Consider the following 19,277-nt stretch of genomic DNA (forward strand, 5'->3'; position numbering starts at 1 on the left):
GGATGCCGGTGGGCCGGGTCGGCTCAGTCGGTGGCCGACGCGCAGTCGGCGCAGGTGCCGAAGATCTCGAGGGTGTGCGTGACGTCGGTGAACCCGTGCTCGGCCGCCACCCGGTCGGACCACGTCTCGACGGCCGGTCCCTCCACTTCGACCGTGCGGCCGCACGACCGGCAGACGAGGTGGTGGTGGTGATGCGTGGAGCACGAGCGGTACACCGCCTCGCCGTCGTCGGTGCGCAGCACGTCGACGGTGCCGGCCTCGACCATCGTCTGCAGCGTGCGGTACACGGTGGCGAGCCCGACCCCCTCGCCGGCCTCGCGCAGCCGGGCGTGCACCGTCTGCGCCGAGGTGAAGTCGTCGCTGGCACTGAGCAGGGCCGCGACGGCGGCCTGCTGACGGGTCGGACGGCGGGCAGGGGCCGTGCCGGTGGTGCCGGCGTCGGTGGTGGGGCTCATGGTCGCGCTCCCGTCGTCGTCTGCTCCGGCTCGTCCGCGCCGTGGTGACCGTGGTGGCCGTGCTCGTCGTAGTGGCTCTCGTGGGCGGCGTGCCGGTGCCCGTCGTGCACGTAGTCGACGTGGTCGCCGTGGGCGACCGCCGGGTGCCCGCAGGTGTCGCCGTGCTCGTGGTCGTGGCGCTCGGCGACCGGGTGCCGGTGGCCGCCCAGCCGCGATGTCAGACCCGTGACGACCGACGTGACGACGAAGAGGGCGACGGCGAGCAGCACGATCGTGCCGCCCGAGGGCGTGTTGAGCGGGTACGACAGCGCGACGCCGCCGACGGCCGAGACGAGCCCGAAGGCGACCGCCCACCGCAGGCCGCTGCTGAAGCTGCGTGCGACGAGCTGGCCGGCGGCGTTGGGGACGATCATGAGGGCGCTGATGAGCAGCAGGCCGACGACCCGCATCGCCACGACGACGGTCGTGGCCGTGAGCACGGCGAGCACGATGTTGAGCGGCAGCACGGGCAGGCCGACGGCGCGCGCGTACTCCTCGTCGTTGGCGACGGCGAACAGGCGCGGCCGCAGCAGCCACGTGGTGACGGCGATGACGGCGGCGAGCACCGCGAAGACGACGAGGTCGGAGCGCTGCGTCGTGAGGATCGAGCCGAAGAGGTACTTCATGAGGTTGGCGGGCGTGCCGTCGGGCGCCTTGCTGATGATGACGACGCCGGCCGCGATGCCGCCGTAGAAGATGACGGCCAGGGCGACGTCGCCGTTCGTGCGACCGCGGGCCCGCAGCAGCTCGATGAGCACCGCCGCCGCGACGGCGAGCACGAGGGCGGCGAGCACCGGCGCCTGGTTCGTCACCAGTCCGATGGCGACACCGGCGAGGGCCACGTGCCCCATGCCGTCGCCGATGAGGGCGAGACGACGCTGGACGAGGAAGATCCCGACCATGGGGGCGACGGTGCCGACGAGCAGCGCCGCGAGCAGCGCCCGCTGCATGAAGTCGATGGAGAGCATCTCAAGCACGGCGTGACCTCCGGGGGGCGACACCCTCGAACGGCGCCGAGCCGACCGGTGACCACGGGTGGCCGTGCCCCGGGTCGAGCTCGTGGTCGTGGTGGTGGCTGTCGTGGTCGTGGTGCACGTCACTGCGGGCGGCCGCGTACTGCGCCGGCGTGCCGTCGAAACGGACGCGACCGGCATCCACGACGACGATGCGCGTGAGCAGGCGCTCGAGCGCACCGACCTCGTGCGTGACGATGACCATCGTGACGTCGCGCGCCGCGAGGCGGGCGAGGACGTCGGCGAGGACGTGCTGGCTGGCGACGTCGACGCCGGCGGTGGGCTCGTCCATGACGAGCACCTCGGGCTGGCCGGCAAGGGCCCGCGCGATGAGGACCCGCCGCTGCTGCCCGCCCGAGAGGGTGCTGACCTCGGTGGCGGCGCGGTCGGACAGCCCGACGAGCTCGAGCGACCGGGCGACGATCTGGCGGTCGGTGGCGCGCAGACGGCCGAACCAGCCGAGGCGCGGCAGTCGGCCGGAGGCGACGATCTCCTCGGCGGTGGCGCGGACGGACGCCGAGAGGGTGTGCCGCTGCGGGACGTAGCCCATGCGGGCCCGGTCGCCCTGCTCGTGCAGCGGCTCGCCGAAGAGGCGCACGGTGCCCGAGCTGAGGGTGTTGAGGCCGAGCAGGCCCTTCATCAGCGTCGACTTGCCCGACCCGTTGGGCCCGACGACGGCGACGACCTCACCGCGGTGCACGGTGAGGTCGACGTGGGTGAGCACCGGCCGCTCGCCGTACCCGAAGGCGGCGTCCCGCAGCTCGACGACGGGCTCGTCGGTCGCGGCTGCGACCGTGGGGGACGGGGTCGTCACGAACACCCCTGTCCGGTCCGGAGCGCCTGCAGGTTGCTGCGCATGACCTCAAAGTAGTCCTTGCCCGCCGACGCGTCGTTGATGCCCTCGATGGGGTCGAGCGTGGCGAGCGTGGCGCCGGTGCTCGAGGCGACGGTCTCGGCGAAGCGGCCCTCGACGAGGGTCTCCTGGTAGACGGTCTTGACGCCCTCGGCGCGCACGAGGTCGCTGATCTCCTTGAGGGCGGCGGCGCTCGGCTCGGCCTCGGGGGTGATGCCGGTGATGCCGTGCTGCTCGAGGCCGTAGCGCTGGGCGAGGTAGCCGAACGCCGAGTGGCTCGTGACGAGCACCCGGTTGGTGCACGACTTCAGGCCCGCCTTGTAGGCGTCGTCGAGCGCGACGAGCCTGGCCACGAAGGCGTCGGTGTTCTTGCCGAACGTGGCGGCCTGCGACGGCTCGAGCTCGGCGAGCCGCGCCCCGATCGCCTTGGCGACGGCGGCGTACCGCTGCGGGTCGAGCCAGAAGTGCGGGTCGTTGCCGGAGTGGTCGTGCCCGTCGTCGGCGGAGTGCTGCTCGCCGTCGCCGTGCTCGTGACCGTCCTCGGTCGACTCGAGGGTGAGGCTCGCGGCCGAGGCGACGTCGAGCACGTGGCTCGGGTCGACCTGGCCCATCGCGTCGTCGACGGCGGGCTGGAAGCCGTCGCTGTAGACGACGAGCCCCGCCTGCGTCATCGCACCGATCTCCTGCGCCCCGAGCTCGAGGTCGTGCGGCTCGGCGCCGGGCTTGGTCAGCACCGACACGTCGACGGCGTCGCCCGCGATCTGCTGGGTCGCGAACTGTAGCGGGTAGAAGGAGGCGACGACGCTCGGCCTGCCGTCGGCCCCCGCGCCGGCGCTCGGGGCGTCGGACCCGCACGCCGACAGGGCGAGCAGGGCGGCAAGGGAGCCGGAGAGGGCGGGGAGGGCGGCGCGGCGGCTCGGTCGGTGCATGGTGACAATCATTCTCACAATGAGAATGATTGTCAAAAGCGGTGGATGCCGGTCGGCTCAGCCCCGAGGGAAGAACCGGACGATCGTCACCGCGGCGGCCAGTGTCAGCACCGCGAGACGCATGAGCTGCTCGGGCATCGTCAGCCGCGGCCAGGTCAGGTAGAGCAGCCACGCGACGAGCACCGTGACGAGCGCGAAGGCGATCCCGCCCCACGGCGCCGGGGCGAAGACCCCCACGAGCAGGACGACGACGAGCCCCCCGAGGAAGAGGGGCCGGGGGACGGAGTTGACCCGCTCCGCGAGGGGAGCGGACGCGTGCTCGACACGGGAACGAAAGCTCAGGGCCACGGGAGCAGGGTACGGGCTCACCGGCATCCGGCCGTCGGACGTCGGGACGCGTCGTGCCCCGCGGGCGGTGGCGAGGCCGGCCCCCGAGGGCCGATAACCTGTGCGGCATGGCCAAGCAGACCTCAACCGTGGACACCGTCGTCAGCCTCTGCAAGCGCAGGGGCTTCGTCTTCCCGTGCGGTGAGATCTACGGAGGCACCCGCTCGGCCTGGGACTACGGGCCCCTCGGCGTCGAGCTCAAGGAGAACATCAAGCGCCAGTGGTGGAAGGCGATGGTGACGAGCCGCGACGACGTCGTCGGCCTCGACTCCTCGATCATCCTGCCGCGCGAGACGTGGGTGGCCTCGGGCCACGTCGGCACCTTCACCGACCCGCTCGTCGAGTGCCTCAACTGCCACCGCCGCCGCCGGCAGGACCACCTGCAGGAGGCGCTCGCGGAGAAGAAGGGCATCGAGGACCCCGACACGATCCCGATGACCGACATCGTCTGCCCCGACTGCGGCACGAAGGGTCAGTGGACCGAGCCGCGCGACTTCCAGATGATGCTCAAGACCTACCTCGGCGTCATCGAGGACGAGGCGGGGCTGCACTACCTGCGCCCCGAGACCGCGCAGGGCATCTTCATCAACTTCAACAACGTCATGACTGCCACGCGCAAGAAGCCGCCGTTCGGCATCGCCCAGACCGGCAAGAGCTTCCGCAACGAGATCACGCCCGGCAACTTCATCTTCCGCACCCGCGAGTTCGAGCAGATGGAGATGGAGTTCTTCGTCAAGCCCGGCGAGGACGCCGAGTGGCACCAGTACTGGATCGACGAGCGCACCCGCTGGTACACCGACCTCGGCATCAACCCCGACAACCTGCGCCACTACGAGCACGCGCCCGAGAAGCTGTCGCACTACTCGACGCGCACCGTCGACATCGAGTACCGGTTCGGGTTCTCCGGCTCCGAGTGGGGCGAGCTCGAGGGCGTGGCCAACCGCACCGACTTCGACCTCTCGACGCACTCGAAGCACTCGGGCACCGACCTCGTCTACTTCGACCAGGCGAGCGGCGAGAAGTACACGCCGTACGTCATCGAGCCCGCGGCCGGTCTGTCGCGCTCGCTCATGACCTTCCTCGTCGACGCGTACCACGAGGACGAGGCGCCGAACACGAAGGGCGGCGTCGACAAGCGTGTCGTGCTGCGCCTCGACCCCCGTCTGGCGCCGGTCAAGGCCGCGGTGCTGCCGCTGTCGCGCAACACCGACCTCTCGCCCAAGGCCCGCGACCTCGCGGCGACGCTGCGCCGGCACTGGAACATCGACTTCGACGACTCCGGCGCCATCGGCAAGCGCTACCGCCGCCAGGACGAGATCGGCACGCCGTTCTGCATCACGGTCGACTTCGACACCCTCGACGACCAGGCCGTGACCATCCGCGAGCGCGACTCGATGGGCCAGGAGCGCATCGCCCTCGACCAGGTCGAGGGCTACCTCGCGCAGCGCCTCGTCGGCTGCTGAGGGCCCACCGCCACCACCGCTGACGGATGCCGTCGCGCCCACTCGGGTGCGACGTCATCCTCGCGTCGTGGCCCGGTCCGCCCTAAGCCTGCCTCTGATGGAGGTTGTGCGCTGCCCCGGCGACGACGTACCTCCACGGGGTGACGGGTGGGAGGGGGCATGCTGGGGCGATGGGTGGCGCCACGACCGTTCCGGAGGCCGTGCTCGACGCGACACCGTCGGCGCGGGCGGCGGCCGCTGTCGACGCCCTGGGCACTGACGTCGTGTCGGGGTGGTGTGCCGACCTGCTCGGCGGGCGAGTGGCGTGGGGCGACTCGGACGCGCCCGACGTCGGCTGGCTCGCCGGCCGGGTCGGCTCGACGTGGGGGTCGCCGTCCCGGCTCGACGGCGACACCCGCTACTGGTCGCGCGTGTGGGCGGCCCGCACCCTCCTGCACGCCGGGCCGGGACCGGCCACCGCCGACGTGGTCGCGGCCCTGGCCGACCCGGCGTGGCGGGTGCGGGAGATGGCGGCCAAGGTGTGCGCGCGGTGGGCGGTCGCGGAGGCGGCCGACCCGTGCCGGCGGCTCGTCGACGACGAGACCCCTCGGGTCCGGCTCGCCGCGCTGCGGGTGCTCGCGGCGGTGGGGGAGGGCGAGCACGCCGAGGCGGTGGCCCGGGCCCTCGACGACACCGATCCGGCCGTGCGCGACGCGGCCGAGCGGGCCCTGACCCGGCTCGAGCAGCGCCTCGACCGCCCCCTCCACCCCTGAGGTCGACTTGTGGTCGGGGCGATGACCCCCGTGGAGGGTTTGCGCGGCCAGGACGACGACGATCCTCCACGGGGCCGGGCGTGGGTCGCGACCTGTTGACGGACTCGGCGGCGGCCGGCCGCGATCGGTCAACATCGGGACATGGCGCGCACCCTGCAGACGGTCACGCGGGCGCAGTGGGGGCTCGTCACGAGGCGCCAGGCGCTCGAGCTGGGCCTGAGCGACGCGGCGCTGCGGTGGCGCGTGACATCGGGCCGGTGGCGGCGGGTGCACCCCGGCGTCTTCCAGACCCTGCCCGGACGCGACGACTGGCAGACGACCGCTCTCGCCGGGCTGCTGCACGTCGGCATCCCCGCCGCTCTCTGCGGCCCCAGCGCCGGCTACCTCTGGGGTCTGGTGCCCGCGCCGGGGCCGTTGGTGCACATCGTCGTGCCGACGAGCCGCCGACCTGACCCGGCGCCGGGCCTCGTGATCTCGCGCAGCCGCTTCGCCCTCGATCGCACCGACGAGCGCGCGTGGCCCCACCGCATCGGTGTCGACCACACGGTCTTCGACCTCGCGCAGGGCCAGCCCCTCGACCGCGCGGTGGCGCTGGTCGCCAAGGCCGTGCAGTCGCGTCGCACGACCGTCCGCAACCTCAGGTCGGCGCTCGAGCTGCGGCCCAACCAGACCCTGCGGACGCTGCTGCTCGAGGTGCTCGACGACGTCTCGACCGGCATCGAGAGTGCTGCCGAGCTGCGTTACCTGCGCGACGTCGAGCGGTCGCACGGACTGCCGAGGGCCGAGCACCAGCGGCCGGGCCTCGACCGGACCGTCTGCGACAACGATTACGAGCCGGTGCGCATGAAGGTCGAGGTCGACGGCAGGCTCGGCCACGCCGGGTGGAGCCACCAGCAGCGTGATGGTCGCCGCGACCGTCGTCACGCCACCGGGGGGTGGCTGACGATCCGCGTGTTCTGGACCGACGTGGCGGGCTCGCCGTGCGAGACGGCGTCCGACCTGGCCGCGATCATGGCGTCGCGCGGATGGCGAGGCACGCCCCGGCCCTGCCGTCGCCGCGGCTGTGGCGTCTCGGCCTGACCCGTGGAGGTTCTCCGTCGCCCTGACGTCGAGAAACCTCCACGGCCCGCAGGACGGCGTCGGGTCAGCCGGGGGTGGGGCCGGTCGCGACGGGGCGCTCGGGGTCGCGCACCCAGTCGCTCCACGACCCGGGGTAGAGCGTCGCGTCCACTCCGATCTCGGCCAGGGCGAGGGCGTGGTGGGCGGCGGTGACGCCCGAGCCGCAGTAGACCGCCACCTCGTCGGCTCCGACGGTCCCGGGACCGACCGAGGCCCAGTGGTCGGCGAGGTCGCGGCGGAAGGTCCCGTCGGGCGCGACCCAGGCCCGCGTCGGGCTGTTGACGGCGCCGGGCACGTGGCCCGCGACCGGGTCGAGCGGCTCGGTCTCGCCCGAGTAGCGCTCGGGGTCGCGTGCGTCGAGCAGCACCGCGCGCCGGGCCCAGGCGGCCGCCCCGTCGGCGTCGAGCACCGGCAGCGAGCCCGGCCGCACCGTCACGTCGCCCTCCCGCGGCTGCGGCTCGTGGGTGCTCACGGGCAGCCCGGCCGCCTGCCACGCCGCCAGCCCACCGTCGAGCACCCGCACGTCGGTCAGCCCCGCCCACCGGAACACCCACCACGCCCGCGCCGCCGCGAACGACTCGCGCCCGTCGTAGACGACGACCCGGCTCCCGTCACCGACGCCGCAGCGGCGCAGGGCCTCCTGCACGACCGACGCCTCCGGCAGCGGATGCCGGCCACCCTCGCCGGGCGCGCCCGCGAGCTCGGTGTCGAGGTCGACGAAGAAGGCGCCCGGTAGGTGGCCCGCGTCGTAGTCGGGGCGACCGATCGGCCCGGACGACGCCGACCGCCCGCTGCTGAGGCGCCACTGCACGTCGACGAGCACCGGTCCCTCGACCTGTCGCTCGGCGTCCTGCTCGATCTCGGCGGAGAGGTCCCGGGCACTGACGAGGTGGCTCATGCGGCCATCGTGGCATCCTCGGCCCGTGGACGCTCCCGCACGCCCGTTGCACCTCGTGCTGGTGCACGGCTCCCGTCTCGGCAGCTCGCAGTGGGCGCCGCAGCTGCCCCTGCTCGCGGGCCGGGCCACCGTCGGCCTCGTCGACCTGCCCGGCCACGGCGCCCGCGCCGACGAGCCGTTCACCCTCGCCCGGTGCGCCGAGGTCATCGGTGAGGCGGTGGCGAGCGCCCCGGCATCCGCGTGCACGGTCGTCGTCGGTCACTCGCTCGGCGGCTACGCGGTGATGACGTTCGCGAGCGAGAACCCCGACGTCGCAGCCGGATTCGTGCTCGCCGACTGCAGTGCCACCCCGACGGGGCTGGGAGCCGCGGTCTATCGCGGGGTCGCGGCCCTCACCGACCGTCTCGGACCCGAGCGCATGACGCGCGTCAACGACCGCGTGCTGCGCCGGCTCTACCCGCCCGAGCGCATCGAGCCTGTGATCGCGGGCGGTTACTACTTCGCGCCCACCCCCGCCGCGTGGGCCGAGGTGATGACGCACTGCCGCCCCTCGATGCTCACCGGGGTGCGCCGCCCGGTGCTGCTGCTCAACGGCCGGTTCGACCAGTTCCGCGTCGGCACCCGGGCTTTCCTCCGGGCCGCGCCGACCGCCCGCGTCGAGGTGCTGCCGCGGGCCGGGCACCTCACCAACCTCGACCAGCCGGAGGCCTTCACCGATGCCGTGCTCGCCTTCGCCCGGGAGGTGGCCGATTCGGCGCCCGTGACCTGATCGGCGACAATCGAAGGATGACCGACGTGCTCGAGGCAGACCCCCGCACGGCCGAGCGGATACCGGCCGGCGGGCAGCCGCTGCTGCCGCCGCTGCGCATCGGTCGCCACGTCATCGGCTCACCGGTCGTGCTCGCGCCCATGGCCGGCATCACGAACCGCGCCTTCCGACGGCTCTGCCGGCAGTACGGCGTCCGCGGGGCGGCGTCGGCGGGCGTGGCGGCGGCACCGGGTGACGCGTCGGCCAGCGGCGCGACGAGCCTGTACGTCAGCGAGATGATCACCTCCCGCGCCCTCGTCGAGCGCACCCCGGAGTCGATGCGCCTCATCGAGCACGACCCCGACGAGAGCCCCCGCTCGATCCAGCTCTACAGCGTCGACCCGGCCACGGCCCGCGCCGCGGCGCGCATGCTCGTCACCGAGGACCGCGCCGACCACATCGACCTCAACTTCGGCTGCCCGGTGCCGAAGGTGACGCGCAAGGGCGGCGGGTCGGCCCTGCCGTGGAAGAAGGACCTCTTCCGCGCCATCGTCGGCGCCGTCGTCGAGGAGGGCGCGCGCCGCGACGTCCCGGTGACGGTCAAGATGCGCAAGGGCATCGACGACGAGCACCTCACGTTCCTCGACGCCGCTCTCGCCGCCGAACAGGAGGGCGTCGCCGCCGTCGCCCTGCACGGGCGCACGGCGTCGCAGTCGTACTCGGGCACCGCCGACTGGGAGGCCATCCGGCTGCTCAAGCAGACCGTGACCTCGGTGCCGGTACTCGGCAACGGCGACATCTGGTCGGCCGAGGACGCCGTGCGCATGGTCCGCGAGACCGGTTGCGACGGCGTCGTCGTCGGTCGCGGCTGCCTCGGGCGCCCTTGGCTCTTCACCGATCTCGCGTCGGCGTTCGCGGGCAGCCCTGTGCGCGTGACGCCGTCGCTCGGCGAGGTCGCCGACGCCCTGCGCCTGCACGCGGTCTACCTCACCGAGTTCTACGGCGAGGAGGGCCGCGCCTGCCGCGACATCCGCAAGCACATCGCCTGGTACCTCAAGGGGTTCCCCGCCGGCTCGACGGTGCGCCACTCGCTCGCACTCGTCGACTCGCTCGCGTCGCTCGACACCCTGCTCTCGGGTCTCGACCGTGACGCGCCGTGGCCGGGAGAGGCCGCCGAGGGTCAGCGCGGCCGGGCGGGGTCGCCCCGCTCGGTGGCGCTGCCCGACCGGTGGCTCGAGTCACGCGAGCTCTCGCCCGAGCACCAGCGGGTCATCGCCGAGGCCGAGCTGCCGGTCAGCGGCGGCTGATCAGCGCACCCACACGCTGAGCCGACCCACCGCCTCGTAGCCCGCGGCCAGCGCCGCCTCGAGCCCCGGCCCGGCCTCCCAGCCGACGAGCGGGACGTCACCGACGAGGCTCCGCGCGAACGCGGTCACCTCGCGGTAGGCCCGGTGCACGTCGTCGTCGACGGCGAAGACGTTGCCGACGCCCACCACCCGCTCGTCACCCTCGCCCGACGCGAAGAGCACGGCGCCCGCGACCACCCGCCCAGCCGCATCCGTGTCGTCGGCGTCGTGGGTGCTCCCGGTGCCGCCCTCGACGGCGGCGAGGACGAGGACACCCGGCTGCTCGACGAGGGAGGGGCGCAGGATGCCGGCCGCGTCGGGTTCCGCGGCCCACGCGGTCGCCCACGGGGTGACGTCGGAGCGCTGGGTGAGCCGCCGCCAGCGCAACGCGGGCGCCGCCGCCGAGGCGACCCCGGCGCCGTCCGCGGGACCGGCGTGCCAGAGCCACTGGCCCGTGGCGAGACGGGCGAAGTCGTCGGCGGCGAGGTCGAGGCGGTCCCAGCTGTCCTTGACCGACGCGCCGTCGGAGCCGTCGATGCGGGCCAGGACCTCGTGCTCGTCGGCGTCGGGGGAGAGCGTGACGGCGTCGGGGTAGTAGGGCGGCGTGCGGGAGGGGGCGCTCCACGCGAGGTCATCGATCGCACCGCGCAGACCGTGCGTGCGGCAGACGGTGTCGACCCATAGGGCGTTGTTGCGGGCGGCCAGGGCGATGCGGTCGGTCACAGGAGGATCATCGCGGTTGTCACCGCCGGCTGGCACCATCGGGTCATGCACGAGGGAGGCACGCCCGAGCGACCCGCGGTGTTCTTCGACGACGCCGACGACTTCCGGTCGTGGCTCGAGGCCAACCACGAGAGCGCCACCGAGCTGTGGATGGGCCTGAAGAAGAAGCACGTCCAGCCGCAGGGGCTGACGTGGGCGCAGGCCGTGTGGGTGGCCCTGTGCTACGGCTGGATCGACTCCGTGTCCCAGCGCGTCGACGACGACGTCCGGCGCCAGCGGTGGACCCCGCGCAAGCCCGGCAGCAATTGGAGCACCGTCAACATCGAGGCCGTGGCCGAGCTCACCGCCGCCGGTCTCATGCGCCCGGCCGGGCAGGCGGCGTTCGACCGGCGCCGTGAGGACCGCTCCGGCGTGTACGCGTACGAGACCCGCACCCTCACGTGGCCCGACGAGTTCGAGGCGACGCTGCGAGCCAACCCCACGGCATCCGCCTTCTGGGACGCCGCCACGCCCTCGTACCGACGCACCGCCACCAACTGGGTGGTCACCGCCAAGCAGGAGGCCACCCGCCACAAGCGGCTCGCCCAGCTGGTCGACGACTGCTCGCACGGTCGGCTCATCCCGTCGCAGCGCTACGGCGACGAGCCCGCGTGGGTGCGGCGCTTCCGCGAGCGGGAGGGCTGAGCGTCGGCGCCGCCTAGCGCTTGGCCTTCGGCGGGACGATCTCGGTGTGCTCCCTGGCGTCCGCCTTCGCGTGCTTGTCGGCCCGCTTCTCCTTGAGCGTCTTCGCTTTCGTTGACATGTGGGACTTCGGTGACTTGTCGCCCATGGCGAGCTCCTCGCGTCGGAAGCCCGGACGGCTTCGAGCTCAGTATGCGCCTGCCGCCGACCTCGACGGGCGGCGACGGGCGTCGTCACTGGTGGCCCATAGGCTCGACGTCATGGGCTACGAGCAGCGCGACCGCGAGCGATGGGTGGCGGAGGACCCGGCGCAGAAGCGCGCCGACCGCGACGACTTCGCCCGCGACCGCGCCCGGGTGCTTCACTCGTCGGCGCTGCGTCGCCTCGGGGCCAAGACGCAGGTGCTCGCACCGGGGCACGACGACTTCGTGCGAACGAGGCTGACGCACTCGCTCGAGGTGGCGCAGATCGGTCGTGAGTTCGGTGCCGCCCTGGGCTGCGACGCCGACGTCGTCGACACCGCCTGCCTCGCACACGACCTCGGCCACCCGCCGTTCGGGCACAACGGCGAGGCGGTCCTGCACGAGATCGCCGCCGGAATCGGTGGTTTCGAGGGCAACGCCCAGACCCTGCGGCTGCTGACGCGGCTCGAGGCCAAGCGGTCTCACGCCGACGGTACGCCGGCCGGTCTCAACCTCACCCGGGCCAGCCTCGACGCGGCGACCAAGTACCCGTGGGGCCGGGGGCAGGCGCCTCACGACACCGCGAAGTTCGGCGTCTACGAGTCGGACCGTGCCGTCTTCGAGTGGGTCCGGGACGGGGCCGGCGCCGGCGACCGCTGCCTCGAGGCGGAGGTCATGGACTGGTCCGACGACGTCGCCTACTCGGTGCACGACGTCGAGGATGCCGTCGCGTCGGGTTGGCTGGACCCGCGGGTGCTGCGCTCGCCGACCGACATGGCCGTCGTCGTCGACGTGGCCGCGGCGACGTACGCCCCCGACCTCGACCCCGCCCAGCTCGCCGCCGCGCTCGACCGGCTCGTGGCGAGCGGAGCCATCCCCGACGACCACGACGGGTCGCGGGCGGCGCTGGCCCGGCTCAAGGACATGACGAGCCGGCTCATCGGCCACTTCGTCCTCGTCGTCGAGCAGGCCACCCGCGACCGGCACGGACCCGGGCCGTTGTGCCGCTTCGAGGCCGACCTCGTCGTGCCCGACGCCACCCGGGCCGAGTGCTCGGTGCTCAAGGCGTTGGCCAACCACTACGTCATGACGACCGACGAGCGGCTCGCCGTCATGGTGACGCAGCGCGAGGTGGTACGGGCGCTCGTCGCCGCGTACCTCGAGCGGCCCGAGGAGCGGCTCGACCCGCCGCTGCGGGCCGACTTCGCGGAGGCCGCGGGTGACGACGAGCGGCTGCGGGTCGTCGTCGACCAGGTCGCCTCCCTCACCGACGTGCGGGCACTCGCGCTGCACGGCCGCTGGGCCGGCTGACCGGCATCCGACCTCGTGGCGTAGGACGCGTCGGGAACTGGCCTCTCGACGGTGAGGGGTGGGGAGGGGCGGCGGGGAGGTGTGCGCGGACGACCTAGACTCACGAGCGGCGACAGGAGGCCGATGGCGGGGCTGATCAAGAGCGAGGACCTCGCGGCCGTGAAGGAGCGGTCGTCGATCGAGGACGTCGTCAGCGAGCACGTGACGCTGCGTCGCTCCGGTGCGCGCCTCGTCGGGCTGTGCCCCTTCCACGACGAGAAGAGCCCGTCGTTCGGCATCAACCCCGGCGCCGGCTTCTTCCACTGCTTCGGCTGCGGTGAGGGCGGCGACGTCATCTCCTTCGTGCAGAAGATCGAGCACCTCAGCTTCACCGAGGCCGTCGAACGGCTGGCCCAGAAGCTCGGCATGGAGCTGCGCTACGAGGACGGCGGCTCCCGCCCCCGCGACGAGGGGCTCGGCCGCCGGAGCCGGCTCGTCGAGGCCCACCGGGTGGCCCAGGAGTTCTACGGCGAGGCGCTGCTCGCGCCCGGTCAGGCCCGGACCGCCCGCGACTTCATGCGCGCCCGCGGCTTCGACGGCAAGGTGGCCAAGCACTTCGGGGTCGGGTTCGCGCCCCGCGGTGGCGAGGACCTCGTGCGCCACTTGCGCGCCAAGGGCTTCAGCGACGACGAGATCGTGACCGGCGGGCTGGCCGGGCGCGGGTCGCGCGGCCTCTACGACCGGTTCCGTGGGCGGCTCGTCTGGCCCATCCGCGACATCACGGGCGACACCGTCGGCTTCGGTGCCCGTCGCCTCTTCGACGACGACCGCATCGAGGCGAAGTACCTCAACACCTCCGAGACGCCGATCTACAAGAAGTCGAGCGTGCTCTACGGCCTCGACCTCGCCAAGAAGCAGATCGCCTCGCAGCGCACCGCCGTCGTCGTCGAGGGCTACACCGACGTCATGGCCTGCCACCTCGCCGGCGTCGACACCGCGGTCGCGACGTGCGGCACGGCCTTCGGGTCCGACCACATCAAGATGCTGCGACGCCTCATGCGCGACGAGGCAGGCCTGGCCCCGGCCAAGGTCGTCTTCACCTTCGACGGCGACGCCGCCGGGCAGAAGGCGGCCATGCGGGCGTTCGCCGACGACCAGAAGTGGAGCTCGCAGTCGTTCGTCGCGGTCGAGCGCTCGGGCAAGGACCCGTGCGAGCTGCGCCAGGCCGAGGGTGACCCGGCCGTGCAGGCGCTCGTCGAGGACGCCGTGCCGATGTTCGAGTTCGCCGTGCGCACGACGATCAAGCGCTTCGACCTCGCGACAGCCGAGGGTCGCATCCAGGCGGTGCGGGCCGTCGCCCCCATCGTCGCCGCGATCCGTGACCGGTCGCTCCAGCCCGAGTACGTCCGTGAGGTGTCGGGCCTGCTCGGCCTCGAGGTCGAGCAGGTGGCCACCGAGGTGTCGCGCGCCGGCGCGCTCACCGTGCCCGACACGGCATCCGACCACCGACGTGGCCGCGACCAGGGGACTCGCCGCGACCACGACGACCACGACGACCTCGAGCCGACCGCCGCCGAGCAGGCCGGCGCGTCCGCGTCGATGCCCATGCCCGACCCCCGCGACCCGGTCACCCAGGCCGAGCGGCAGCTGCTGCAGGTCATGCTCCAGTTCCCGACCGTGCTCGCCGCGCCGACGTGGGACCTGCTCACCCCCGAGGCCTTCGCCGCCCCGGCCCACCGGGCGATCTTCGAGGGGGTCGTCGCCGCCCGCGCCGACGACACCCGCGCGGCGGCGTGGGTCGGAGCCGTCAGCGCGGCCGCACCGGCGGTCGTGACGGGTCTCGTCAGCGAGCTGGCCGTGGCCCCGCTGCCCACCCGCATGGACGCGCTGACCGGTCTCCCGTCGTCTCGATACGTGACCGAGCTCTTCGACCGGGTACGAACCGTGGCGTTGAGGCGTCGCGTCGACGACGCCCTGAGCGAGATGCGTCGCCTCGACCACGCCGAGTCACCCGACCCGGCGCGCAGCCGACAGCTCGCCCTCACGCTCCAGTCGCTGCAGACCGAGCTCGCCCAGATCAAGGAGTCGATGACCTGATGGGTCTGTTCGACCGTCGCCGTGCCGCCGCCCTGCCCCGCACCGTCAAGGATGCCGTCCCGCTGGCCTCCGGTGAGCGGGTCCTCTCGGGCGTGGCCGACGACACGACGGGCGGCTGGGTCGTGGCGACGACGTACCACCTCGCCTTCGTCTCGCCCGAGGGCGAGCTGCAGTGGATCCGTCCGTGGCACGAGGCGGAGGCGGGCACGTGGCAGGCCGACGCGTCACTGCTCACCGTCACGTGGGTCGACCGCCGGGTGCGGCCCGGACAGTGGCGCATCACGGAGCCCACCACGCTGCAGCAGACGCTGCGCGAGCGCCTGCAGGCCAGCGTGGTCACGGCCGACGAGTTCCGCACACCCGGCCGCAAGACGGTGCGGGTCGTCATCCGCCAAGACCTCGGGGAGGGGGTGCTGCGCGAGCAGGTCGTGGCCCCCCGCGGGGTCGAGGTCACCGACCCGGAGGTGGCCGCGGAGGTCGCCCGACGGCTGGCGCGGCTGCGCCACGAGGTCGGTCTCTGACCGCTCCGGCGGCATCACCGAGGCCGATTTAGCGACCGCACCCGGCCCTTGCTATGGTTGCCCCGCAGCATTCCCCTGTAGCTCAATTGGCAGAGCAGCCGGCTGTTAACCGGCAGGTTATTGGTTCGAGTCCAATCGGGGGAGCCACCGAAGGCGCACCGCGCGCACGACGACGAGAAGGCCCCGACACCACTGGTGTCGGGGCCTTCTCGCTGTCTCCTGGTCCGAGCGGAGGAGGTCAGCGGCTGCTGGCGTCCCCCGTGTAGACGCCCTGACCGGCGACGCCGTCGGTGGGCGCGTCGACCGTGCCCGCGCCGGCGACACCGGTGACGGCAGCCCCGCGTCGGGGGCCTCCACCGCGGCGACGCAGCCGCGTCTCCACGCGCCCCGCGACGACCGTCAGGGCGTAGTTGATGAGGATGAAGATCAGGGCGATGAACAGGTACGCCGGGATCGGGTTGCTGTAGCTCGTGCCGATGTCGCGGGCCGCCTGCAGCAGCTCGGGGTAGAGCACGGCGGTGCCGAGGGCGGTGTCCTTGAGGATGACGACGAGCTGCCCGACGAGCGCCGGCAGCATCGCGGTGAGCGCCTGCGGCAGCTGGATGCTGCGCAGCGTCTGGCTCGGTGTCAGGCCGATGGACAGGCCCGCCTCCTTCTGCCCCTTCGGCAGGCTGTAGACGCCCGACCGGACGAGCTCGGCGATGACCGACCCGTTGTAGAGCGTGAGGGCCGTGACGACGGCGGCGAGCGGGTTGACGTCGTTGCGGAACACGCCGTTGTCGGAGTAGTAGCGGAACGTGAAGTACATCATCAGCAGCACCGGCACGGCCCGGAAGAACTCGACGACGACGCCGCTGACCCACCGCACGACCCGCACCTGCGACAGGCGGCCCATGCCGAAGACGATGCCGAAGACCATGGCCAGCACGATGGAGATGGCGGCGGCCTCGAGCGTCTTGACGAGGCCCGGGAGGATGTAGAAGCTCCAGACCTCACCGGTGACGAGCGAGGTCCACAGCGACGACTCGAGCTGGCCCTCGGCCCTGAACTTCAGCGCGACCGCCGCGAGGATGCCGGCGACGATGAGCAGCCCGATGACGGTGAGGACGGCGTGCCGACGCCGCGCCCGGGGGCCGGGGGCGTCGAAGAGGACGGACGGGGCGCTCATCGCTTCACCGCCAGGCGCTGGGAGAGGGACGTGAAGAGGATGCCGACCGGCAGGGTCAGCACGACGAAGCCGAGGGCGAAGACGAGGAAGACCCCGATGCTCGCCGTCTCGTTCTCGATCACCTCGCTCATGAGGAGCGACGCCTCGGCGACACCGATGACCGAGGCGACCGTCGTGTTCTTCGTCAAGGCGATGAGGACCGACCCGAGCGGGGCGATGGCGCCGCGGAAGGCCTGGGGGAGGATGACCTCGCGCAGGCTCTGCGTGAAGGTCAGCCCGATGGAGCGGGCCGCCTCGGCCTGGCCGACGGGCACGGTGTTGATACCGCTGCGGATGGCCTCGCAGACGAAGGCCGCGTGGTAGACGGCGAGGGCGACGATGGCCCACCGGACGCCGTTGTCGACGAGCTCGGTCGGTGAGCCCGCCTCGGCGAGGTTGAGCTGCAGGATGTAGTACATGCCCGCGATGGAGAAGAACATCAACAGGGTCAGCGGGGTGTTGCGCACGGTGTTGACGTAGAACGCGCCGAGCCGCCGCAGCACCGCGACGGGTGAGACGCGCATGACCGCGACGACGGTGCCGATGACGAGCGCGCCGATGGCCGAGAAGAAGGTCAGCTTGATCGTCATCCAGAACGCGCTGAAGACCGCGTACTTCTCGAAGATGTCGAGCATGACGCTCCTTTCCGCGAGGTGTCAGGTGGGGGAGCCGAGCCCGGGCTCACAGGTTGGGAGGTGCCGGCCGTGACGCCGATCGAGGGTGGGTCGCCCGCCACGACTCGTGACGGGCGACCCACCCTCGGGTCGGGGTCGGTCAGGCGCAGGCTTCCGGGGTGGCCGGGTTGCCGGGGCCGGGCGTGTAGTCGGCCGGCCCGAGGTTGGCCTCGATGGCCTTCTCGAGCGAGCCGTCGCTCTGCATCTTCTTGATCGCGTCGGTGATCTTGTTGCAGAGGTCGGTGTTGCCCTTCTTGAGGCCGACACCGTACTTCTCGGTCGAGAACGGCTTGCCGACGACCTTGAACTTGCCCTTGTTGGCGTCCTGCGCGGCGAAGCCGGCGAGGATCGTGTCGTCGGTGGTCAGGGCGTCGACGCCACCGCTGGCCAGGGCCGGCAGGCACTCGGAGTAGCCCGAGAACTCCTGCAGCTGAACCTGGTTGGCGAACTCGTCCTTGACCTTCTGCGCGGACGTTGAGCCCTTGACCGAGCAGAGCTTCTTGCCGTTGAGCGAGTCGGGCCCGGTGATGCTCGAGTCGTCGGCGCGCACGAGCAGGTCCTGGCCGGCGACGAAGTACGGCCCGGCGAAGCTGACCGACTCCTTGCGCTTGTCGGTGATCGAGTAGGTGGCGACGATGAAGTCGACCTGCCCGGTCGAGATGAGCGACTCGCGCTGGGCGCTCGGCGCCTGCACCCAGGTGATGTCGCCCTCGTCGGTGCCGAGCTGCTTGGCGATGTACTTCGCGACGTCGACGTCCATGCCGGTGTAGGTCGAGCCCTGCTTGAGCCCGAGGCCCGGCTGGTCGAACTTGATGCCGATCTTGAGGGCCTTGGCGCCGTCGCCGCCTGCGCCGGTCCCTCCGCCGCTGCTGCCGTCGCCGCAGGCGGCGATCGAGAGCGCGAGCACCGTGCCGGCGAGCGCGGCTCCGATTCGTCGTGCGTTCATGACTGGGTTCCTCCCTGGTGTGACTTGCTGGGTGTTGCCGTGAGTGGTCTCGGTGGTCGTGACCGGCATCCGTGGGGATGCCGGGTGGCCGGGTCTGCGATGCCGCGCCGACCCGCGGTCGTCAGACGGCGGCGGGCGCTCGTCACGCCGACGCCCCGGGTCAGTGCGTGAGGATCTTGCCGAGGAAGTCGCGGGCCCGCTCGCTGCGTGGGTTGGCGAAGAACTCCTCGGGGGTGGCCACCTCGACGATCTGGCCGTTGTCCATGAAGACGACGCGGTCGGCGGCCTTGCGGGCGAAGCCCATCTCGTGGGTGACGACGATCATCGTCATCCCCTCCTTGGCCAGGCCGACCATGACGTCGAGCACCTCCCCGACCATCTCGGGGTCGAGGGCGGAGGTCGGCTCGTCGAAGAGCATGACCTTGGGGTCCATGGCGAGCGAGCGGGCGATCGCGACGCGCTGCTGCTGGCCGCCCGAGAGCTGGGCGGGGTACTTGTCGGCCTGGGCCTCGATGCCGACGCGCTTGAGCAGCGAGGTGGCCTTCTCGTCGGCCTGCGCCTTCTTCTGCTTGCGCACCTTGACCGGTCCGAGGGTGACGTTGTCGCGGATGCTCTTGTGCGCGAAGAGGTTGAAGGACTGGAAGACCATGCCGACGTCGGCGCGCAGCTGCGCGAGCGGCTTGCCCTCCTCGGGCAGGGCCTTGCCGTCGATGCTGATCGTGCCCGACTCGATGGTCTCGAGGCGGTTGATGGCGCGGCAGAGGGTCGACTTACCCGACCCCGACGGCCCGAGCACGACGACGACCTCGCCGCGACCGACGGTGAGGTTGATGTCGCGCAGCACGTGCAGGTCGCCGAAGTGCTTGTTGACGCCCTCGATGACGACCATGGGCTCGCGGGTCGCGTCGCCGGTGCGGTCGCGGCTGGTTTCGCTCATTGCCGCAACCTACTAGG

The 19,277-nt window shown here is 72.4% G+C and carries 20 protein-coding genes and 1 tRNA gene; 10 read left to right on the plus strand and 11 right to left on the minus strand.

Going from position 1 to position 19,277, the window contains the following annotated elements; genetic code table 11:
- Window positions 1-23 precede the first annotated feature (23 nt).
- The 5 genes from DFJ68_RS05535 to DFJ68_RS05555 are packed head-to-tail and all read right to left on the minus strand — an operon-like array spanning window position 24 to window position 3,637.
- The gene (locus DFJ68_RS05535; protein ID WP_121031700.1) at window positions 24-455 is read right to left on the minus strand and encodes a Fur family transcriptional regulator; all 432 of its coding nucleotides are present in this window, start codon (window positions 453-455) and stop codon (window positions 24-26) included.
- Window positions 452-1,471 carry a metal ABC transporter permease gene (locus DFJ68_RS05540; protein ID WP_121035118.1) on the minus strand — a complete coding sequence of 340 codons (1,020 nt, stop codon included), beginning with the start codon at window positions 1,469-1,471 and terminating at the stop codon, window positions 452-454. The genes DFJ68_RS05535 and DFJ68_RS05540 overlap by 4 nt, the downstream gene beginning before the upstream one ends.
- Window positions 1,464-2,321, minus strand: coding sequence for a metal ABC transporter ATP-binding protein (locus DFJ68_RS05545; protein ID WP_121035119.1), 858 nt, complete (start codon window positions 2,319-2,321; stop codon window positions 1,464-1,466). Before DFJ68_RS05545 ends, DFJ68_RS05540 begins: the two co-directional genes overlap by 8 nt.
- Window positions 2,318-3,289, minus strand: coding sequence for a metal ABC transporter substrate-binding protein (locus tag DFJ68_RS05550; protein WP_121031701.1), 972 nt, complete (start codon window positions 3,287-3,289; stop codon window positions 2,318-2,320). Before DFJ68_RS05550 ends, DFJ68_RS05545 begins: the two co-directional genes overlap by 4 nt.
- A 57-nt stretch (window positions 3,290-3,346) precedes the next feature.
- Window positions 3,347-3,637 (minus strand): DUF6703 family protein, encoded by a 291-nt coding sequence (locus DFJ68_RS05555; RefSeq protein ID WP_121031703.1) that lies wholly within the window; start codon window positions 3,635-3,637, stop codon window positions 3,347-3,349.
- 107 nt (window positions 3,638-3,744) lie between these two features.
- On the opposite strand from DFJ68_RS05555, the gene DFJ68_RS05560 reads away from it, so the two are divergent.
- From DFJ68_RS05560 to DFJ68_RS05570, 3 genes are all read left to right on the plus strand, one after another.
- The gene (locus DFJ68_RS05560) at window positions 3,745-5,139 is read left to right on the plus strand and encodes a glycine--tRNA ligase (protein WP_121031705.1); all 1,395 of its coding nucleotides are present in this window, start codon (window positions 3,745-3,747) and stop codon (window positions 5,137-5,139) included.
- Between the two features lie 170 nt (window positions 5,140-5,309).
- Complete coding sequence (locus tag DFJ68_RS05565; protein ID WP_121031707.1) at window positions 5,310-5,891, plus strand: HEAT repeat domain-containing protein; 582 nt, start codon at window positions 5,310-5,312, stop codon at window positions 5,889-5,891.
- A 141-nt stretch (window positions 5,892-6,032) separates the two neighbouring features.
- A complete protein-coding gene (locus tag DFJ68_RS05570; RefSeq protein ID WP_121031709.1) occupies window positions 6,033-6,971 on the plus strand; it encodes a type IV toxin-antitoxin system AbiEi family antitoxin domain-containing protein in 939 nt (312 codons plus the stop codon).
- A gap of 64 nt (window positions 6,972-7,035) precedes the next feature.
- Here DFJ68_RS05570 and DFJ68_RS05575 read toward each other — a convergent pair whose 3' ends face one another.
- Window positions 7,036-7,908 (minus strand): sulfurtransferase, encoded by an 873-nt coding sequence (locus DFJ68_RS05575; protein ID WP_121031711.1) that lies wholly within the window; start codon window positions 7,906-7,908, stop codon window positions 7,036-7,038.
- A gap of 25 nt (window positions 7,909-7,933) precedes the next feature.
- On the opposite strand from DFJ68_RS05575, the gene DFJ68_RS05580 reads away from it, so the two are divergent.
- The gene (locus DFJ68_RS05580) at window positions 7,934-8,677 is read left to right on the plus strand and encodes an alpha/beta fold hydrolase (RefSeq protein ID WP_245963483.1); all 744 of its coding nucleotides are present in this window, start codon (window positions 7,934-7,936) and stop codon (window positions 8,675-8,677) included.
- Between the two features lie 17 nt (window positions 8,678-8,694).
- Window positions 8,695-9,963 (plus strand): tRNA dihydrouridine synthase DusB, encoded by a 1,269-nt coding sequence (gene dusB / locus DFJ68_RS05585; RefSeq protein ID WP_121031715.1) that lies wholly within the window; start codon window positions 8,695-8,697, stop codon window positions 9,961-9,963.
- Here the strand turns inward: dusB and DFJ68_RS05590 are convergent, their stop codons facing one another.
- The gene (locus DFJ68_RS05590) at window positions 9,964-10,725 is read right to left on the minus strand and encodes a hypothetical protein (RefSeq protein WP_121031717.1); all 762 of its coding nucleotides are present in this window, start codon (window positions 10,723-10,725) and stop codon (window positions 9,964-9,966) included. It lies immediately after the preceding gene.
- A gap of 45 nt (window positions 10,726-10,770) precedes the next feature.
- Between DFJ68_RS05590 and DFJ68_RS05595 the strand changes: the two genes are divergently transcribed.
- The 5 genes from DFJ68_RS05595 (at window position 10,771) to DFJ68_RS05615 (ending at window position 15,643) form a co-directional block, all read left to right on the plus strand.
- Window positions 10,771-11,409: a YdeI/OmpD-associated family protein gene (locus DFJ68_RS05595; RefSeq protein ID WP_121031720.1), complete on the plus strand. Its 639-nt coding sequence runs from the start codon at window positions 10,771-10,773 to the stop codon at window positions 11,407-11,409.
- Window positions 11,410-11,666: 257 nt separating this feature from the next.
- The gene (locus DFJ68_RS05600) at window positions 11,667-12,899 is read left to right on the plus strand and encodes a deoxyguanosinetriphosphate triphosphohydrolase (RefSeq protein WP_121031722.1); all 1,233 of its coding nucleotides are present in this window, start codon (window positions 11,667-11,669) and stop codon (window positions 12,897-12,899) included.
- 123 nt (window positions 12,900-13,022) lie between these two features.
- Entirely contained in the window at window positions 13,023-14,975 is a 1,953-nt protein-coding gene (dnaG, locus tag DFJ68_RS05605) for a DNA primase (RefSeq protein ID WP_121031724.1), read from the plus strand.
- The gene (locus DFJ68_RS05610; protein WP_121031726.1) at window positions 14,975-15,496 is read left to right on the plus strand and encodes a hypothetical protein; all 522 of its coding nucleotides are present in this window, start codon (window positions 14,975-14,977) and stop codon (window positions 15,494-15,496) included. Before dnaG ends, DFJ68_RS05610 begins: the two co-directional genes overlap by 1 nt.
- A gap of 71 nt (window positions 15,497-15,567) precedes the next feature.
- Window positions 15,568-15,643 (plus strand) — tRNA-Asn (locus DFJ68_RS05615).
- Window positions 15,644-15,734: 91 nt separating this feature from the next.
- On the opposite strand, the gene DFJ68_RS05620 is transcribed toward DFJ68_RS05615, so the two are convergent.
- The 4 genes from DFJ68_RS05620 to DFJ68_RS05635 form a co-directional block, all read right to left on the minus strand.
- A complete protein-coding gene (locus DFJ68_RS05620; protein ID WP_121031728.1) occupies window positions 15,735-16,664 on the minus strand; it encodes an amino acid ABC transporter permease in 930 nt (309 codons plus the stop codon).
- Window positions 16,661-17,338, minus strand: coding sequence for an amino acid ABC transporter permease (locus DFJ68_RS05625; protein ID WP_121031730.1), 678 nt, complete (start codon window positions 17,336-17,338; stop codon window positions 16,661-16,663). The genes DFJ68_RS05620 and DFJ68_RS05625 overlap by 4 nt, the downstream gene beginning before the upstream one ends.
- Before the next feature lie 139 nt (window positions 17,339-17,477).
- Window positions 17,478-18,323 carry a glutamate ABC transporter substrate-binding protein gene (locus DFJ68_RS05630; RefSeq protein WP_121031732.1) on the minus strand — a complete coding sequence of 282 codons (846 nt, stop codon included), beginning with the start codon at window positions 18,321-18,323 and terminating at the stop codon, window positions 17,478-17,480.
- A 160-nt stretch (window positions 18,324-18,483) separates the two neighbouring features.
- Window positions 18,484-19,212 (minus strand): amino acid ABC transporter ATP-binding protein, encoded by a 729-nt coding sequence (locus tag DFJ68_RS05635; RefSeq protein WP_147431647.1) that lies wholly within the window; start codon window positions 19,210-19,212, stop codon window positions 18,484-18,486.
- Window positions 19,213-19,277: the final 65 nt, after the last annotated feature.

Source organism: Terracoccus luteus (assembly GCF_003635045.1).
Classification (GTDB): domain Bacteria; phylum Actinomycetota; class Actinomycetes; order Actinomycetales; family Dermatophilaceae; genus Terracoccus; species Terracoccus luteus.

Coding starts and splice junctions, on each gene's coding strand:
- DFJ68_RS05535 (WP_121031700.1), bottom strand. CDS start 455: ATGAGCCCCACCACCGACGCCGGCACCACCGGCACGGCCCCTGCCCGC.
- DFJ68_RS05630 (WP_121031732.1), bottom strand. CDS start 18,323: ATGAACGCACGACGAATCGGAGCCGCGCTCGCCGGCACGGTGCTCGCG.
- DFJ68_RS05560 (WP_121031705.1), top strand. CDS start 3,745: ATGGCCAAGCAGACCTCAACCGTGGACACCGTCGTCAGCCTCTGCAAG.
- DFJ68_RS05620 (WP_121031728.1), bottom strand. CDS start 16,664: ATGAGCGCCCCGTCCGTCCTCTTCGACGCCCCCGGCCCCCGGGCGCGG.
- DFJ68_RS05595 (WP_121031720.1), top strand. CDS start 10,771: ATGCACGAGGGAGGCACGCCCGAGCGACCCGCGGTGTTCTTCGACGAC.
- DFJ68_RS05635 (WP_147431647.1), bottom strand. CDS start 19,212: ATGGTCGTCATCGAGGGCGTCAACAAGCACTTCGGCGACCTGCACGTG.
- dusB (WP_121031715.1), top strand. CDS start 8,695: ATGACCGACGTGCTCGAGGCAGACCCCCGCACGGCCGAGCGGATACCG.
- DFJ68_RS05610 (WP_121031726.1), top strand. CDS start 14,975: ATGGGTCTGTTCGACCGTCGCCGTGCCGCCGCCCTGCCCCGCACCGTC.
- dnaG (WP_121031724.1), top strand. CDS start 13,023: ATGGCGGGGCTGATCAAGAGCGAGGACCTCGCGGCCGTGAAGGAGCGG.
- DFJ68_RS05625 (WP_121031730.1), bottom strand. CDS start 17,338: ATGCTCGACATCTTCGAGAAGTACGCGGTCTTCAGCGCGTTCTGGATG.
- DFJ68_RS05550 (WP_121031701.1), bottom strand. CDS start 3,289: ATGCACCGACCGAGCCGCCGCGCCGCCCTCCCCGCCCTCTCCGGCTCC.
- DFJ68_RS05600 (WP_121031722.1), top strand. CDS start 11,667: ATGGGCTACGAGCAGCGCGACCGCGAGCGATGGGTGGCGGAGGACCCG.
- DFJ68_RS05570 (WP_121031709.1), top strand. CDS start 6,033: ATGGCGCGCACCCTGCAGACGGTCACGCGGGCGCAGTGGGGGCTCGTC.
- DFJ68_RS05565 (WP_121031707.1), top strand. CDS start 5,310: ATGGGTGGCGCCACGACCGTTCCGGAGGCCGTGCTCGACGCGACACCG.
- DFJ68_RS05575 (WP_121031711.1), bottom strand. CDS start 7,908: ATGAGCCACCTCGTCAGTGCCCGGGACCTCTCCGCCGAGATCGAGCAG.